General features: G+C 71.6%; 16 protein-coding genes and 1 pseudogene. 3 read left to right on the top strand and 14 right to left on the bottom strand.

Features of this window, described 5'->3' with window-relative positions:
• From QM572_RS01950 to QM572_RS01930, 5 genes are all read right to left on the bottom strand, one after another.
• Positions 1–325: hypothetical protein (locus QM572_RS01950; RefSeq protein ID WP_415089457.1), on the bottom strand; the 325-nt coding region annotated here is incomplete at its 3' end.
• Positions 322–1,401, bottom strand: a complete 1,080-nt coding sequence (locus QM572_RS01945) for an MSMEG_0568 family radical SAM protein (RefSeq protein WP_415089455.1) — start codon at positions 1,399–1,401, stop codon at positions 322–324. The genes QM572_RS01950 and QM572_RS01945, both read right to left, overlap by 4 nt.
• Positions 1,402–1,417: 16 nt before the next feature.
• Positions 1,418–1,954, bottom strand: a complete 537-nt coding sequence (locus QM572_RS01940; protein ID WP_415089453.1) for an MSMEG_0572/Sll0783 family nitrogen starvation response protein — start codon at positions 1,952–1,954, stop codon at positions 1,418–1,420.
• Between the two features lie 37 nt (positions 1,955–1,991).
• Positions 1,992–2,528: an AmiS/UreI family transporter gene (locus QM572_RS01935; RefSeq protein WP_415089451.1), complete on the bottom strand. Its 537-nt coding sequence runs from the start codon at positions 2,526–2,528 to the stop codon at positions 1,992–1,994.
• Between the two features lie 197 nt (positions 2,529–2,725).
• Positions 2,726–3,541 carry an amidohydrolase family protein gene (locus tag QM572_RS01930; protein WP_415089449.1) on the bottom strand — a complete coding sequence of 272 codons (816 nt, stop codon included), beginning with the start codon at positions 3,539–3,541 and terminating at the stop codon, positions 2,726–2,728.
• Between the two features lie 125 nt (positions 3,542–3,666).
• Here QM572_RS01930 and QM572_RS01925 point away from each other — a divergent pair, with 125 nt between their 5' ends.
• The gene (locus QM572_RS01925; RefSeq protein ID WP_415089447.1) at positions 3,667–4,941 is read left to right on the top strand and encodes an AMP-binding protein; all 1,275 of its coding nucleotides are present in this window, start codon (positions 3,667–3,669) and stop codon (positions 4,939–4,941) included.
• A 13-nt stretch (positions 4,942–4,954) separates the two neighbouring features.
• Here QM572_RS01925 and QM572_RS01920 read toward each other — a convergent pair whose 3' ends face one another.
• Positions 4,955–5,923, bottom strand: coding sequence for a neutral zinc metallopeptidase (locus QM572_RS01920; RefSeq protein ID WP_415089445.1), 969 nt, complete (start codon positions 5,921–5,923; stop codon positions 4,955–4,957).
• A gap of 66 nt (positions 5,924–5,989) precedes the next feature.
• Here QM572_RS01920 and QM572_RS01915 point away from each other — a divergent pair, with 66 nt between their 5' ends.
• Both QM572_RS01915 and QM572_RS01910 read left to right on the top strand, forming a co-directional pair.
• Positions 5,990–7,588 (top strand): ABC-F family ATP-binding cassette domain-containing protein, encoded by a 1,599-nt coding sequence (locus QM572_RS01915; RefSeq protein ID WP_415089443.1) that lies wholly within the window; start codon positions 5,990–5,992, stop codon positions 7,586–7,588.
• A 21-nt stretch (positions 7,589–7,609) separates the two neighbouring features.
• The gene (locus QM572_RS01910; RefSeq protein WP_415089441.1) at positions 7,610–8,125 is read left to right on the top strand and encodes a hypothetical protein; all 516 of its coding nucleotides are present in this window, start codon (positions 7,610–7,612) and stop codon (positions 8,123–8,125) included.
• Here the strand turns inward: QM572_RS01910 and QM572_RS01905 are convergent, their stop codons facing one another.
• The 8 genes and pseudogenes from QM572_RS01905 to QM572_RS01870 form a co-directional block, all read right to left on the bottom strand.
• Entirely contained in the window at positions 8,126–9,031 is a 906-nt protein-coding gene (locus tag QM572_RS01905; RefSeq protein ID WP_415089439.1) for a phosphotransferase, read from the bottom strand. It abuts the gene before it with no gap.
• 9 nt (positions 9,032–9,040) lie between these two features.
• Positions 9,041–10,630, bottom strand: a complete 1,590-nt coding sequence (locus QM572_RS01900; RefSeq protein WP_415089437.1) for an ABC transporter permease — start codon at positions 10,628–10,630, stop codon at positions 9,041–9,043.
• Positions 10,631–10,671: 41 nt separating this feature from the next.
• Positions 10,672–11,325, bottom strand: a pseudogene (locus tag QM572_RS01895) (ABC transporter ATP-binding protein); the annotation flags it as partial.
• A gap of 11 nt (positions 11,326–11,336) precedes the next feature.
• Positions 11,337–12,080, bottom strand: coding sequence for an RDD family protein (locus QM572_RS01890; RefSeq protein WP_415089435.1), 744 nt, complete (start codon positions 12,078–12,080; stop codon positions 11,337–11,339).
• A gap of 119 nt (positions 12,081–12,199) precedes the next feature.
• Positions 12,200–12,682, bottom strand: a complete 483-nt coding sequence (locus tag QM572_RS01885; RefSeq protein ID WP_415089432.1) for a GNAT family N-acetyltransferase — start codon at positions 12,680–12,682, stop codon at positions 12,200–12,202.
• Between the two features lie 117 nt (positions 12,683–12,799).
• Positions 12,800–13,108 carry a metal-sulfur cluster assembly factor gene (locus QM572_RS01880; RefSeq protein WP_415089430.1) on the bottom strand — a complete coding sequence of 103 codons (309 nt, stop codon included), beginning with the start codon at positions 13,106–13,108 and terminating at the stop codon, positions 12,800–12,802.
• A complete protein-coding gene (gene sufU / locus QM572_RS01875; protein ID WP_415089428.1) occupies positions 13,105–13,560 on the bottom strand; it encodes a Fe-S cluster assembly sulfur transfer protein SufU in 456 nt (151 codons plus the stop codon). Before sufU ends, QM572_RS01880 begins: the two co-directional genes overlap by 4 nt.
• A complete protein-coding gene (locus QM572_RS01870) occupies positions 13,560–14,834 on the bottom strand; it encodes a cysteine desulfurase (protein ID WP_415089466.1) in 1,275 nt (424 codons plus the stop codon). The genes sufU and QM572_RS01870 overlap by 1 nt, the downstream gene beginning before the upstream one ends.
• Between the last annotated feature and the right edge of the window lie 8 nt (positions 14,835–14,842).

Here is a 14,842-nt window from a genome sequence, read left to right as displayed (position 1 = left end):
GCCGCACCGCGAGCCGGCTCCCCCGCCACCACCCGAGGTCGCGGCCGCCGGAGAGCTCGGTCATCGGCGCCAGCCGCACGCCGCCGAGCACCTCACCGTCGGGCGTGCGGGCGACCAGCACGACGGTGCGGGGGTCGTCGTCGACGTCGTCGCGGTCCGAGCCGGGGAAGAGCCCCTGCTCGGCGACGAAGACGTCTCGGCGCAGCGCGCGGTAGGCCTCGAGGTCGGCCCCCTCGGCGCGCACCACGAGGAAGGCGTCGAGGGTCGGGGTGACGGGCGCGGTGCCCAGGAGGACGTTCTCCTCCAGCAGTGACTGAGCGCTCATGAGGCGCACCTCCGCTCGTCGCTGCCGTCGAGGCCGCCGAGGGCGGAGCACGCGCCGCAGGCGGCACAGCCCGCCGCCTGGTCGGCGCCGAGCATCCCCGCGCGCCGCAGCGCGAAGGCGACCTGACTGGTGACGTCGTAGACGACGTCGTGAGGGGGAGCCACGGCGCCGTCGACCTCGGTCGCGAGCGTGCCGGCAAGCGGCCGGAACGGCACCACGAACGGGTAGACGCCCATGGCGATCAGCTCCTCGCATCCGGCGACGAGCTCGTCGGGGTCCTCGCCGAGGCCGACGAGGATGTAGGTCGAGACCTGGTTCCAGCCGAAGATCCTGACGGCCTCGGCCCATGCCGCCTTGTAGTCGGCCATCGGGACAGATCCCTTGCCGGGCATCCATCGCCGGCGTACGTCGTCATCGAGGGACTCGACGTGGATCCCGATGCTCCGGACGCCCGCGTCGTAGAGGTCCTGCAGGCAGGAGAGGTCCGCCGGCGGCTCGATCTGGGCCTGGATGGGCAGCTCCGGGACCGCCTCGTGGATGGCACGCGCGCAGCGGGCCAGATGGGCGGCGCCCCTGTCCCTGCCGCGGCTCGTTCCCGTGGTCATGACGACCTGGGTGATGCCGTCGAGGTCGTAGGCGGCCCGCGCGACCTCGGCCAGCATCGCGGGCGTCTTGACTGCGATGGTCGCGCCCGAGGTCAACGAGTCCTCGATCGCGCAGAAGCGGCAGCGCTCGTCCTCGGCGTAGCGCGAGCAGGTCTGCACCACCGTGGTGGCGAGCACGTTGGCCGAGTGCAGCCGGGCGATCTTGTCGTAGGGGATCCCGTCGGCGGTGCTCAGGTCGTAGAACCGCGGCCTGGCCACGGCCTCCACGCCCATGCCGGTGTCGGCGCCGTCGAGAAGGAGCTTCCCGCCGCGCACCGAGTAGGGGCTGCGGGGGTTGAGCGGGATGGCCGCACCGATGCCACCGAGGAGGACGTGGCCGTCGTCGCTCGGCCCGGCTCCGCCGGTGCGGGAGACGGGAGCGTCGAGCAGGCGGATGCCCTGGATGGCGACATCCACGCGTGTGTTCGTCATCGGTGCGGCCCTCCCGTCAGAGGTTGTAGGTGGAGTTGATGATCGCGCCCTTGCGGGCGTAGTGGATGAGGGCGTCCTGGACGTCGAGCGGATGCGTCGGGATGACGCCGGCGATCAGGTCCTCTTCACGCAGCCCGTGCAGCGACAGCCCGAACCGGCAGCAGTAGACGGTGCCGCCCTCGGCGATGAAGGTGGCGATCGTGTTGTTCAGGTTGTGCTCGCCCGGGAAGGCGGTGTCCCCCGTGGTCGGGAAGCCGCGGGTGCTCATGCAGGCCAGGGTCCCGGGGCCGTAGAAGTAGATCGCCGACTCGAATCCCTTCCGAAGCGCGCGGGTGGCCTGGAGCACGGCGACGAAGGAGACGGACGACTCGTGCGGGATGCCGTGCACGAGGGTGAAGTAGGTCTCGCCGTCCTCGGCCTGGAAGTCGGGGAACACCTTCGTCGAGCCGTAGAGGTTGGAGCCCGCGGGCAGGGAGGGGTGCGGGATCTCGTTGAGGGAGGCCTCGATGTTGGCCTTGATCTGGGCCTCGAGGTCGAGCGTCGGGTCGGTCATGGTCACTCCTGTGGGTGTGGGTTGGTTGGGGTCGGGATCAGGGGATGGTGTGGCCGGATCCGAGGATCGCGGCGGGGAGCAGGAAGGTGTAGAGCGCGGTGAACACGAGGACGGCGCCCAGGACCTGGCCCTTGAGCTTCCCGTAGATGACCGCGGTGACGGACAGGAAGGAGGCGACCCAGACGATGAGGATCGACTTGAACATCCAGCCGCCGTCGAAGAACGGGATCCAGGCGAGCGGGACGAGCGCGACACCGACGGCGAGGTTGCCTATCGGCTGGAGGTCGAGACCCTTGACCAGGCTGACGCCGAGCGCCAGGAAGAAGATCCCGTAGAACGTGACCAGACCGGCAAGGCGTACGCCGACGTCGCTGGCGTCGCCGCCGAAGAGCTTCTGGACGATCCAGACGGCGTTGATCAGGTCGACGATTCCGGCGGCGAGGGTGACCCAGCCGACGGTGACGAGCGGGCTCGGCGAGCCCTCGGTCTGCTTGGTGCCGATGCCGAGGAACGCCAGGCCGTTGAGCCAGACGGCGAGCCCGGTGATCACGAAGACCACGGTGATGGGAGGCATGCGCGGAGGTTCCTTTCAGATGGTTTCCGAAGGAGGTGCGACACCGCCGGTGTACCGTGACGGTGATCGAACCCCTTGCCCTGCAGGTGATTTCGCGATCTGTGTGCAGGGTCGGGAAGGAGCGGTCGTTCGGTGGCGTCGCCCTCGTGGCGGCGCCACCGTCTTTCTCTGTGGTGCTCCCGCGCCGTTGCGGGTCCTCAGCGGTAGAGCGCTGAGAAGTTGTCGGTGAAGAAGTGGCGAGCAAGCTCGCCGTCGCCCGCCGCGTCGCTGAGGCGGGCGAACTCGCCGGCGAAGTCGCCCCAGGGCGAGTCCGTGGCGAAGAGGATGCGGTCGTGGCCGATGCCGCGACGCTCGATCTCCCTGACCAGCCAGAGCGGGGCGAAGCCGATCGCCCAGCTGGTGTCGGTGTAGACCTGCTTGCCGGCCTCGATCCAGTCGAAGAGCCGGCCGCCGATGAGCTTCATGTGGCCGCTCATGCCGCCGCCGAGGTGGACGAGGTGGAGCCGTACGTCGTCGGCGTACCGCTCCACGAGGGTGCCGATCTGGTCGATGTCGCTCGCGGCGCCGGGGCTGGTGTGGACGTGGACCGTGAGGTCGTGCTCCCGCGCCGTGGCGAAGATGCGGTCGAGCTGGGTGATGCTCTCGGGGTCGGTCGGGTGGCCGCCGAGGAGGAAGCTGGTCTTCAGCGCCGTGACACCGTCCTCGGCGGCAAGGGCGAGGGCCGTCGTGTTCCGCTCGGCGTCGGTCGCCTTGGGCGAGACCCAGAGCCCGCAGCGGATGCGGTCGTCCTTCTGCGCGGCCTCCACGACCAGCTCGTTGAGCTCGAAGGCGGCGTCCGGCACCGGCACGCCGTAGTTGGGCAGCACCAGTGCCCGCTCGATGCCGTCGCGGTCGAGATCGGCGATCAGCTCGGCGATCGTCGCCCGCGCCGTGACGTCGGCCTGGATCGCCGGCCCGCCGTAGAACGGGAAGGCGGGAAGCACTCCGAGGTGCCGGTGGGCGTCGTGGACCATGTCGAGAAGCCTCCGTCTTGGGTGTTTCGTGTTGGTTACGGCTGGAATACGGTGTGCTACTCGGTGTGTAAGTTCGACGTAACCCCGTGGAGCCTCACCGGGGTTGCCGCCTAGCGTCTCCGCACATGGTGCGGATGCTGATTCCCGAGGCGCTCGCGCGGCTTGCCGAGCGGGAGCCCGACGCGGTGGCCGTCCGCTGCGGCGATGCGGTGATCACCCGCGCCGAGCTCGGCCGGCTGGCGTCGGAGGCCGCCGCCGGCATCGCACCCGGCACCGTGGCGCCCGTGTCGCGGGCGAACTCGATCGACTTCGTGGTCGAGACCCTCGCCGCGTGGACGGCGGGCGCGACACCGCTCCCCCTCTCCCCGCGGCTGCCGGCCGAGGAGCGGGACGCCATCCTCGCGCTGGCCGCGCAGCCCGGCGCGGCGCAGGGCTCCTGGCGTCTGGCCACCTCGAGCGGCTCGACCGGCCGCCCGAAGCTGATCCGTGCCGCCGGCGATCAGAGCATCGACCCCGACGAGGCGATCGCCCCCTTCGTCCCGCGCGCGGCGGTCCAGCTGGTCGCGGGGCCTCTCTTCCACGCGGCGCCCTTCACCTACGCCATGCGCGGGCTGATGACCGGTCACGAGCTGGTCCTGATGGAGCGCTTCGACGCGGCCACGTGGCTGCGGCTGATCGAGACGCACGAGGTCACGTGGGGCATGCTCGTGCCGACCATGATGCGCCGGATCGCCGCGCTCTGCGAGGCCGAAGACGCCTGGCCCGCGCTGCCCTCGCTCCGGGCGATCCTCCACCTGGGCGCACGCTGCCCCGCCGACCTCAAGCGCCGCTGGATCGACTGGCTCGGGCCGGGCCGGGTGCACGAGCTGTACGCCGGCACCGAGTCGGCCGGGCTGGCATTCATCGACGGTAGGGAGTGGCTCGCCCACCCCGGCTCGGTCGGCCGGCCGGTCGGCGACTCCGAGTTCCGGATCGTCGACGGCGAGATCTGGATGCGGCGCTCGCGCCCGACGTACGCCTATCTCGGTGCGCCTGCGCGCGAGCGGGACGGCTGGCACAGCCTGGGCGACGCGGGGTGGATCGACGACGAGGGCTACCTCTACGTCGCCGACCGCCTGGACGACGTGATCAACTGCGGCGGGGTGAAGATCCATCCGGCCGACGTGGAGGGCGTCCTCGACGCGCACCCCCGGGTGCGCTCCTCGGTCGCGGTCGGGCGGCCACATCCCGATCTCGGCGAGGTCGTGCATGCCGTCGTCGACGGTGACGCGACGCTCGCCGAGCTGCGTGCGTGGGTGGAGCCGCGGCTCGACCCGGAGAAGTGGCCGCGCTCGTGGCAGCTGGTCGACGTGGAGCTGCGCGGCGACACCGGGAAGGTCAGGCGCTCGGCGTGGCGCTGAGCCGCCCCGGCGATCAGCTGCCGACGCCGGTGTCGCAGGCGTCGACGTCGTTGTTCGCGGCCATGCCGGTCTTGAACCACGTCACCCGCTGCTGGGAGGAGCCGTGGGTCCAGGACTCCTCGTCGACGCCGCCCTGGGTGCGCTCCTGGATGTAGTCGTCGCCGACCGTGGTGGCGGCGCCGATGGCGTCGGAGATGTCCTGGTCGGTGAGGTCGCTGATCAACGGCTCCTCGCCGTCGGCCGAGGCGGTCGTCGCCGAGCCCGCCCACATGCCCGCGAAGCAGTCGGCCTGGAGCTCGAGCTTGACGGAGTCGGAGTCGGCGCCCTGCTGGGTCCTCACCTGGTTCATGATGCCGAGGAGGTTCTGGATGTGGTGGCCGTACTCGTGGGCGATGACGTAGGCCCGGACGAAGGGCGCGTCCTGGCCGCCGAGCTGGCCCTCGAGCATGTCCTGGTAGAAGTCGGTGTCGAGGTAGATCGTCTGGTCCGTCGGGCAGTAGAACGGCCCGACGTCCTCGGTCGCGCTGCCGCAGCCGTCGGTCTGGACCTGGCCCTCGAAGACGTGCACGCCGGTCTCGGGCTGGAACCGGTCGCCCAGCACGCCGCTCCAGTAGTCGTAGAGCGAGTTCTCCACCGCCACCAGCGCGCAGTCCTCGCTGTTGTTGGCGTCGTCACCGGTCCGGCAGCTGGAGAAGTCGTGGGTGCCGCCGCTGCTGCTGCCGTCGACGCTCGTCCCGGAGAACATGCTGCCGTCGAGGCTGCTCGAGCTGCTGGTGGTGCTCGAGCCGCCGAGCACGCCGGTCAGGTCGATGCCCGCGCACTGGCTGAGCACGAGGAGCGCGATCACGAGGACGACACCGCCGATGCCGCCGCCCATCCTGCCGCCGGGGATCGGGATCATCCCCCCGCCGCCGCTGCCACTGCTCCCGCCGACGTCCCGCACCCGGCTGGTGTCGAGCCGCGCCTTCGGGTTGAAGCGCATCGGTGCCCCTCCTCACGCTCGCGAATGCGGGGCCCGCGCCCAGCGCCCCTACACTAGTGACCCGCCATGATCACTGCCCAGAACCTCGAAGTCCGCGTCGGGGCGAGGCTCCTCATGGAGAACGTCAGCTTCCGGGTCGGCCCCGGGGACAAGGTCGGGCTGGTCGGGCGCAACGGCGCCGGCAAGACCACGCTGACCAAGGTCCTCGCCGGGGACCTGCAGCCCGCGAACGGCTCGGTGAGCCGCGTCGGCGAGCTGGGCTACCTCCCCCAGGACCCGCGGGTGGGCGATCCCGAGGTCCTCGTCCGCGACCGGATCCTGTCGGCGCGCGGGCTCGACGACGCCGTACGCCGGATGCGGGCCGCCGAGCTCGACCTCGCCTCCGACGTGCCCGCTGTCGCGGAGAGGGGCATGCGGCGCTTCCAGCGGGCGCTCGACGAGTTCGAGGCGGGTGGCGGGTACGCCGCCGAGTCCGAGGCGATGCAGATGGCGTCGGCCCTGGGCCTGCCCGAGCGGCTGATGACCCAGCAGCTCAAGACGCTCTCCGGCGGCCAGCGCCGCCGGGTGGAGCTCGTGCGCATCCTCTTCTCCGACGCCGAGGTGCTGATCCTCGACGAGCCGACCAACCACCTCGACGCCGACTCGATCATCTGGCTCCGCGACTGGCTTACGTCGTTCCGCGGCGGCTTCATCGTGATCAGCCATGACAACGACCTGCTCTCGCGATGCGTGAACAAGGTCTTCCACCTCGACGCCAACCGCGAGGTGATCGACGTCTACAACATGGGCTGGAAGCACTACCTGACGCAGCGCGAGACCGACGAGGCACGGCGCAAGCGCGAGCTGATGAACGCCCAGAACAAGGCAAAGACGCTCACCGACCAGGCCAACAAGATGCGCGCCAAGGCCTCCAAGGCGAGCGCCGCGCAGCAGATGCTCAAGCGGGCCGACAAGCTCATGGCCGGCGTCGAGGGCGAGCGGCAGAGCGACAAGGTCGCCGCGATCAAGTTCCCCACGCCGCAGCCGTCGGGCAAGACCCCTCTCACCGCCAGGGACCTGTCGAAGTCCTACGGCGCGCTCGAGGTCTTCACCGCCGTCGACCTCGCGATCGACCGCGGCTCGCGCGTCGTGATCCTCGGCCTCAACGGGGCCGGGAAGACGACGATGCTGCGCATCCTGGCGGGCGTCGACGCCCCGGACACCGGTGAGGTCGTCCCCGGCCACGGGCTCAAGGTGGGCTACTACGCCCAGGAGCACGAGACCCTCGACGTCGGCCGCTCGGTGCTGGAGAACATGCAGTCGGCCGCGCCGCAGCTCACCGACACCGAGGCCCGCACGGTGCTCGGCGCGTTCCTCTTCCAGGGCGACGACGTGCACAAGCCGGCCGGCGTCCTGTCCGGCGGGGAGAAGACCCGCCTCGCGCTCGCCTCGCTCGTCGTCAGCGCGGCCAACGTGCTGCTGCTCGACGAGCCCACCAACAACCTCGACCCCGCCTCCCGCGAGGAGGTGCTCGGCGCCATCCGGGCCTACGAGGGCGCGATCATCCTCGTCACCCACGACGAGGGCGCCGTCCACGCCCTCGAGCCCGACCGCGTCCTCATCCTCCCCGACGGTGTCGAGGATCTCTGGAACGACTCCTACGCCGATCTGGTGTCGCTCGCCTGACGCTGCCGTTAGGGTCCAAGCGTGCTAGCCATGCTGCTGACCACGTCGAGCACCACAGGATGGACCGACTGGGCCCACGGCGAGCTGTGGCTCACCCGTGAAGCCATCGTCCGAGTGCGGGCGCGGGGCCAGTTCTCACGCCAACTGCGCGACGCGGCCGTGGTCGGCGCGCTCGGCGCCGTCGGCAGCGTGGCCGCCGGCGTGGGCGGCCACATCGCGGCAGCTGTGTTCGGGCACTCCCTCACCCAGCAGGACCTCGCACGGTTCCGCGACCTTCGCCCCGATCATCTGGCCTTCAGTGCCCAGTCCGATCGGCGCGTTCGAGTCGTGTGGCTCCGCGACGTGCGGGCCTTCAACTCTCGAGTCGGCATCGCCAACGGCCGGCTATCGGTCTCACTCTTCAGCGGACGACGCCTCAAGCTCCTTTGGCTGCGGGATCCCACGGTGAACCGCATCGTCGAATCGGCCCTCGGCGACCCCGCCGCGTTCCAGGCGTGGTGGGACGAGATGGAGGCCGCGCTCGAAGACGGGGCGTGATCAGAGCCCGAGCACGGCCTCGACGGCGACGTGCTGGCGCTGCAGGGCGCGGAGGTGCGGGGCGACCGACGGGTGCCGGAACTTCCCGGCGAGGGCGCCCTCTCCCCCGGCCACCCGCGCGAGCGCCCACTCGGCCCGGGTGAAGGCGGTGTAGACGAGGGTGATCCGCGCGGCGAGGGTGACCTGCTCACGGGTTGCGACACCGGGCGGCAGGCCGAGGAGGTAGGCGTCGAGCAGCGGCTCGAACTCCTCCCGCGCGCCGAGCGCGTAGTAGCCCAGGTCGGCGCCCGCCGCCCCGGTCCCGAGGGTCCCCCAGTCCACGGCGATCAGGTCGTCGCCCTCGCGGCCGGCGAGGTTCGCGAGGGTCGGGTCGCCGTGCTGGGCGACCTGCGGCAGGCCGTCGAGCAGGTCGAGGAGCCGGTCGCGCCGGGTCCAGAGCGCGTCGGCGACGTCGCTGGCCGTCGTACGGCCCAGGGTGCGCCAGCCACCGCGACGCGCGGTGCGGGCGAGGCGGCTGCGGAGCTGCCCTCGGGCGAGCCAGCGCAGCGGGCCCAGGTCGGCGGCGGCGAAGCGGCCCATGGAGAGCGCCGCGAAGAGGCCGCTGTTGGCGCCGTCCTCGACCCAGTCCTGGACGAGGGTGATGCCCTCGGCGTCCTCCTCGACCGCGGTGACGGGCGCGCGCAGACCCGGCGTCCGTCCCACGAGCCCGTACGACGCCACGTCGGCCGCACGCCGCCAGAACGCGAAGTGACGCGGATCGGAGAGCTCCGGGGGATCGTCCTCCGCCGGCGCGACCAGTCGCTTCACCACGACCGCGCGGCCCCCGATCGAGGTGCGCCAGACACCGAGCGTGGACGTGGCAGAGCCGCCGCTCAGGGGATGCCACCCCGGGTCGGGCTGCCACATGCCCCGAAACTAGCCGATGTCGCGCCCCCGGAAGCGGAACCACGCGACGCCGGCGAGCAGCACCGCGACGCCCGACATGGTGAGGAACGTGCCGAGGTTCCACGGCTCGAGCGGGTACGACGGCACGTCGGAGAAGGGCGAGATCCGCATGATCCACGTCGGCAGCCCGAGGAGCTCCCCGACCAGGGTGAGCCCCAGGCAGCCCACGAGCAGTCCCCACCCGGCGACGGCCCACGCCGACCGCAGGGTGTAGGCGACGACCGCCGCGGCGGCCACGATCGCGACCGCCGGAAGCCACGCGAGCGCCGCCTCGAACGGGGTCAGCGGGTGCTCCCCGCCGACCGCGAGCGTGCCGATGCTCAGGCCCGCGCCGACCACCAGGAGCAGCCAGAGGGCACCGCCGACGCCGACGGCGAGGACCGCGCCGAGCCACCGGTCGCGCGAGATGCCGGTGGACAGCGCGAGCTCCGCGCGGCCGCCGGCCTCGTCGCCGCCGGCGTGCACGACCACGTCGACGGCGAACGCGGTCACCACCATGGCGACGATGCCGAGCACGGCCACGATCATCCCGCCGCCAAGGCTGTCGAGCAGCGACCGGCCCGCCCCGACGTCGCCGAGGATGTCGTCGAGGCTCGGGGCGAGCGCGCCGAAGGCGACACCGACGGCCAGCGACGCGGCCGACCAGCCGACGAGCAGGGCGCGGTGGAGGCGGAGGACCAGCGCCAGCGGCGACGAGAGCCGTGGCGAGCCGCTCGCTCGTCCCCTCCGGGCGCGGATCAGTCCCCCTCCGAGGTCCCGGCGACCGCGCAGCAGGCGCGCCAGCGCGAGGAGGACGAGCGCGGTGCCGGCGTACGCGGCGAGGAGCCACCAGCGCGGCCGGCCCCACGCGTGCAGCTGGGAGTTCCAGCCCAGCGGCGAGACCCAGGTGAGCCACGCGACCTCGAGGCCGTCGCCGAGGGCCCGCGCGACGAACTCGGCGCCGAGGACCGATGCGGCGATCGCGGCGCAGGTGCGTGCGCTGGCGCTGATCTGGCACGCGACCGCGGCGACGCCGGTGGTCACGAGCATGGTGCCGACCCAGGAGAGCCCGAAGGCGACCGAGCCGGTCAGCGGCAGCCCGAACGCCACGTCGGCGCCCGCCACGAGTACGCCGAGCGCGACCGCCGCGAGCACGCACTCGATCAGGGCCGCGGCCATCGGGGCGTCGCGGCCGACGACCGTGCTGCCGAGGAGCTCGGCGCGGCCGCTCTCCTCCTCGACACGGGTGTGCCGGCGTACGAGGACGACGAAGAGGGCGGAGGCGAGGATGGCGTAGAGCACCGTCATCTTGCTCATCGCCAGCTCCCCGGCGGAGTGCGCGTCGTGGATCGTGCCGTAGAGCGCGCGCAGCCCCGGCTGGTCGTCGATCGACTGCGCGAGGGTGACCTTGTCCGCCTCGGAGCTGAAGAGCGCCTTGGTGCCGCCGGCCGACGCGGCCGCCATCCCCGCCATGACGAGGATCCACGCCGGGGCGAGGATGCGGTCGCGCCGGAGGTTCTGCCGCAGCAGCGCGGTCGTCCCGGCCAGCGTCCCGGCGCGCGTCCTGCCGAGCCCGCTCACGACGTGTAGGCCGCGTTGAAGATCGCCTCCAGCGAGTCGCCCTCCGCCAGCGGCTGCGATGCCACCGTGCGGCCCTCGCGGATGATCGTCACCCGGTCGGCGAGGCGCTCGACCTCGCTGAGGATGTGGCTGCTCAGGAGGACCGCGGCGCCACGCTCCCGGTGCTCCGCGACGCACTCGTCGAAGACCTCCTCCATCAGCGGGTCGAGGCCGCTCGTCGGCTCGTCGAGGACGAGGAGGTCGACGTCGGCGGCGAAGGCCGCGACGAGGGCGACCTTCTGCCGGTTGCCCTTGGAGTAGGCGCGCGCCTTCGTGGTGAGGTCGAGCCGGAAGCGCTCGACGAGCTCGTCCTTGCGCGTGGCGCGCGGGTCGAGGCCGCGCATCCGGAGCAGCAGGTCGATGGTCTCGCCGCCACTGAGGTTCGGCCACAGGCTGACGTCGCCGGGCACGTACGCCAGCCTCTTGTGGAGCGTCGGACCATCGGCCCAGGGGTCCTCCCCGAAGAGCCGGACCGAGCCGCCGTCGGCCCACACCAGGCCGAGCACGATCCGGATCGTCGTCGACTTGCCGGCGCCGTTGGGTCCCAGGAAGCCGTGCACCTCTCCGGCCCGGAGCGTCAGGTCGAGTCCGTCGAGCGCCCGGCGGCCGTCGTACTCCTTGACCAGGCCTCGTACGTCGATCACCGTGTCCGTCACGGGCGGCAAGCCTAGGGCGTGCCGCTGAGACGGGCCTGGGCGGGCTGTCCGGGGCCGCGCACCACGACGGTGTCGGCGACCTTGTCGTGCAGCGTCTGCCGGCGCGGGTCCCAGGCGGCCCACAGCAGGTCGAGCAGCTGATAGACCGACACGACCATCCAGACCAGCACCGCGCCCACGACGCTGCCGGAGCCGATCGCCAGGAGGAACGCCGCGCCGGGGACGTAGACCGCCAGCACCCGCAGCGCGATCGTCGACCACGGCAGCGGGCCGTCGCTCGCGTCGATCCACTCGGCCCGCCGGACGCGCACGCCCAGCGCGAGCTTCCCGAGGGTGGCACCCTTCCAGCGGAGCATGATCGCTTGGTAGGCGACCGCGATCAGCATGGCGGGGAGCACCCACCAGACGAGCTGCTGCAGCCCGTTCCCATAGGCGTCGAGCAGCGGGCCGAAGTCCGGCGTCGCACCGGAGTCGGCCTGGCGGGAGAACTCCTCGACCGCCCCGCTGACGTCGCGCTGGAACTGGATCTGGCCCGGCAGCTCCACGATCGCGCCGGGCACGCCCACGACCGCGCCGTCGATCAGCAGCGCCAGGCCGCGCCACCACCATCCGGCGTACGGCGTCGACGAGCGTTGCGCCGTCGGCGAGGGCGGCGCGCTGACATGCTCGGTCCAGCCCTGCCCGTCCCAGTAGCGCAGCAGGCCGGAAGCACTCGGCTCGGGGTCGGGGTACCAGCCAGCGGCCGCCTGCGTCACGCGCCCATAATAGGTCTCCGCGCACTCGCGCGATCACGACGTGAGCGATCCTGACGCGACACGCCGACTCGCGCGGCGTGTCGCGGCGACCGGCCGCACGTCCGGTCCGCTCCGTCGGGTCAGGACTCCGCGGGGCGGCGCATGCGGAGGTCGGTCAGGCCGAGCTCGTCGACCTTCTCGGTGCCGTCGAAGGCGAATCCGTGCCGCTCGTAGAACCCGATCGCGCGGTCGTTGCCGCGCAGCACCCACACGAAGGCGGGCCGATCGCCGAGCGCCGCCGCGAGCAGCCGGTGCCCGAGACCGGTCGAGTAGTGCTCGGCCGTGACGTAGAGGGAGTAGAGCTCCAGCCCCTCGATGTCGGCGTCGCGGCTCGGCCCGGTCCCCGCCCAGCCGACGAGGGCGCCACCGTCGTCGACCGCGACCGTGATCTGACCAGCGCGCACCCACCCGACCCAGCGCGTCACGCGCTCGACCACCGGGACCTGCTCCCGCTCGGCGAGCACGGCGTCCGGGATCAGCCCGGTGTAGGCCTCCCGCCACACCCGCAGGTGCAGCGCGGCCAGATCGGCCGCGTCCGTGACGACAGCCGGCCGGATCTTCACGAGCCTGCGGGGTGCTGGCGTGTGCGGCTGCAAGGCGGCCGGGCGAAGGCGGCCTTGGAGCGAAGCGGGCCGTCGAGCCCGGCCAACGCCGCAGACGCTCTGCCAGCGCCTCGCAGGTCAGACGTTGAAGCCGAGGGCACGTAATTGCTCGCGGCCGTCGGGGGTGATCTTGTCCGGGCCCCAGGGCGGCATCCAGACCCAGTTGATCGTGACCTCGCTGGCCATGTCCTCCAGCGCCTGGTTGGTCTGGTCCTGGATCAGGTCCGTCAGCGGGCAGGCGGCCGAGGTGAGGGTCATGTCGATGGTGACGTTGTCGCCCTCGATGTGGAGGTCGTAGATCAGGCCGAGATCGACGACGTTGATCCCGAGCTCGGGGTCGACGACGTCCTTCATCGCCTCGCTGACGTCTTCGACGGTGAGGCTCATGCCGACTCCTTCGCCAGGGACTGGGTGGTCCCGTCCTTGAATGCCATCCAGCTCAACAGGGCGCACTTCACGCGCGCGGGGAACTTCGCCACGCCCGCGAACGCGATGCCGTCCTCGAGCACGTCCTCGTCGGGCTCCACGGTGCCCTTGCCCTGCATCAGCTCCAGGAACGTCTCCTGGATCGCCAGCGCCTCCTCGACCGGCTTGCCGACGACGAGGTCGTAGAGCACCGAGGCGGAGGCCTGCGAGATGGAGCAGCCGAGGGCGTCGTACGACACGTCCTTCACGGTGCCGTCCGCGACATGCACGCGCAGCGTGATCTCGTCGCCGCAGGTCGGGTTGACGTGGTGGACCTCGGCTTCGAAGTCGTCGCGCAGACCCTTGCCGTGGGGATGCTTGTAGTGGTCCAGGATGATCTCCTGGTACATCGCGTCGAGGTTCGCCTGACTCATCAGGAGTCCAACTTGAAGTAGTGACGGGTATATTCCAACGCCTCCACGAGCGCGTCGATCTCGGCCGGCGTCGTGTAGAGGTAGGACGACATCCGCGTCGAGGCCTGGACGCCGAAGCGCTGGTGCGCCGGCTTGGCGCAGTGGTGCCCGGCACGGATCGCGACGCCGCGGGAGTCGACGACCTGCGCGATGTCGTGCGGGTGCACGCCGGCGAGCTCGAAGGAGATCGCTCCGCCACGGATCGACGCGTCGGACGGACCCAGGATCGACACACCGGGCACCTCGCGGAGCTGCGAGAGCGCGTACGCCGTGATCGCCTGCTCGTGGGCGTGGATGGCGTCCATGCCGAGGTGCGAGAGGTAGGTCAGCGCGGCGCCGAGCCCGACCGCCTCGACGATCGGCGGCGTGCCGGCCTCGAACTTGTGCGGGATCCCCGCGTACGTCGAGCGCTCCATCGTGACGGTCTCGATCATCTCGCCGCCGCCGAGGAACGGCGGCAGTTGCTCCAGGAGCTCGCGGCGACCCCAGAGCACGCCGATGCCGGTCGGGCCGACGGTCTTGTGGCCGGTGAACGCCAGGACGTCGGGCCGCTCCTCCGGAGCCATCGCGGCGAGGTCGATCGGCAGCACGGGCGCGGCCTGCGAGGCGTCGACGACGACGACCGCGCCGACCTCGTGCGCGCGACGGGCCAGCTCGGCGACCGGGTTGACGGTGCCGAGCATGTTGGAGACCCACGTGAACGTGACGACCTTCGTGCGCTCGGTGATGAGCTCGTCGATGTTCGACAGGTCGAGCCGGCCGTCGTCGGTGAGCCCGAACCAGCGCAGCGTGGCGCCGGTGCGCTCGGCGAGCAGCTGCCACGGCACGATGTTGGAGTGGTGCTCCATCTCGGTGGTGACGACGACGTCGCCCTCGCCGATCTGCAGCGGTCCGCGTGCCCACGCGAGCGTGTTCGCGACCAGGTTGAGCGCCTCGGAGGCGTTCTTGGTGAAGATCACCTCGTCGCGCGAGGGCGCGCCGAGGAAGGTCGCGACGACGTCGCGCGCCTCCTCGAACGCCGCCGTCGACTCCGCGCCGAGGACGTGCATCGCCCGCGCGACGTTCGCGTTGTGCCGCTCGAGGTGGTCGACCATCGTGTCGATCACGATCTGCGGCTTCTGCGACGTGTTGGCGCTGTCGAGGTAGACGAGCGGCAGGCCGTCGTGGAGGGTGCGCTCGAGGATGGGGAAGTCCTTGCGGACCACCTCCAGCTCGGGCAGCAGGCCGCTGCTCACATCGGGCA

Origin of the sequence: Nocardioides sp. (assembly GCF_047607365.1) — a bacterium.
Classification (GTDB): Bacteria; Actinomycetota; Actinomycetes; order Propionibacteriales; family Nocardioidaceae; genus Nocardioides.
This window is presented reverse-complemented; position numbering and strand designations above follow the sequence as displayed.

Coding starts and splice junctions, on each gene's coding strand:
- QM572_RS01915 (WP_415089443.1), top strand. CDS start 5,990: ATGATCACTGCCCAGAACCTCGAAGTCCGCGTCGGGGCGAGGCTCCTC.
- QM572_RS01905 (WP_415089439.1), bottom strand. CDS start 9,031: ATGTGGCAGCCCGACCCGGGGTGGCATCCCCTGAGCGGCGGCTCTGCC.
- QM572_RS01940 (WP_415089453.1), bottom strand. CDS start 1,954: ATGACCGACCCGACGCTCGACCTCGAGGCCCAGATCAAGGCCAACATC.
- QM572_RS01935 (WP_415089451.1), bottom strand. CDS start 2,528: ATGCCTCCCATCACCGTGGTCTTCGTGATCACCGGGCTCGCCGTCTGG.
- QM572_RS01925 (WP_415089447.1), top strand. CDS start 3,667: ATGGTGCGGATGCTGATTCCCGAGGCGCTCGCGCGGCTTGCCGAGCGG.
- QM572_RS01920 (WP_415089445.1), bottom strand. CDS start 5,923: ATGCGCTTCAACCCGAAGGCGCGGCTCGACACCAGCCGGGTGCGGGAC.
- QM572_RS01930 (WP_415089449.1), bottom strand. CDS start 3,541: ATGGTCCACGACGCCCACCGGCACCTCGGAGTGCTTCCCGCCTTCCCG.
- sufU (WP_415089428.1), bottom strand. CDS start 13,560: ATGAGTCAGGCGAACCTCGACGCGATGTACCAGGAGATCATCCTGGAC.
- QM572_RS01880 (WP_415089430.1), bottom strand. CDS start 13,108: ATGAGCCTCACCGTCGAAGACGTCAGCGAGGCGATGAAGGACGTCGTC.
- QM572_RS01945 (WP_415089455.1), bottom strand. CDS start 1,401: ATGACGAACACACGCGTGGATGTCGCCATCCAGGGCATCCGCCTGCTC.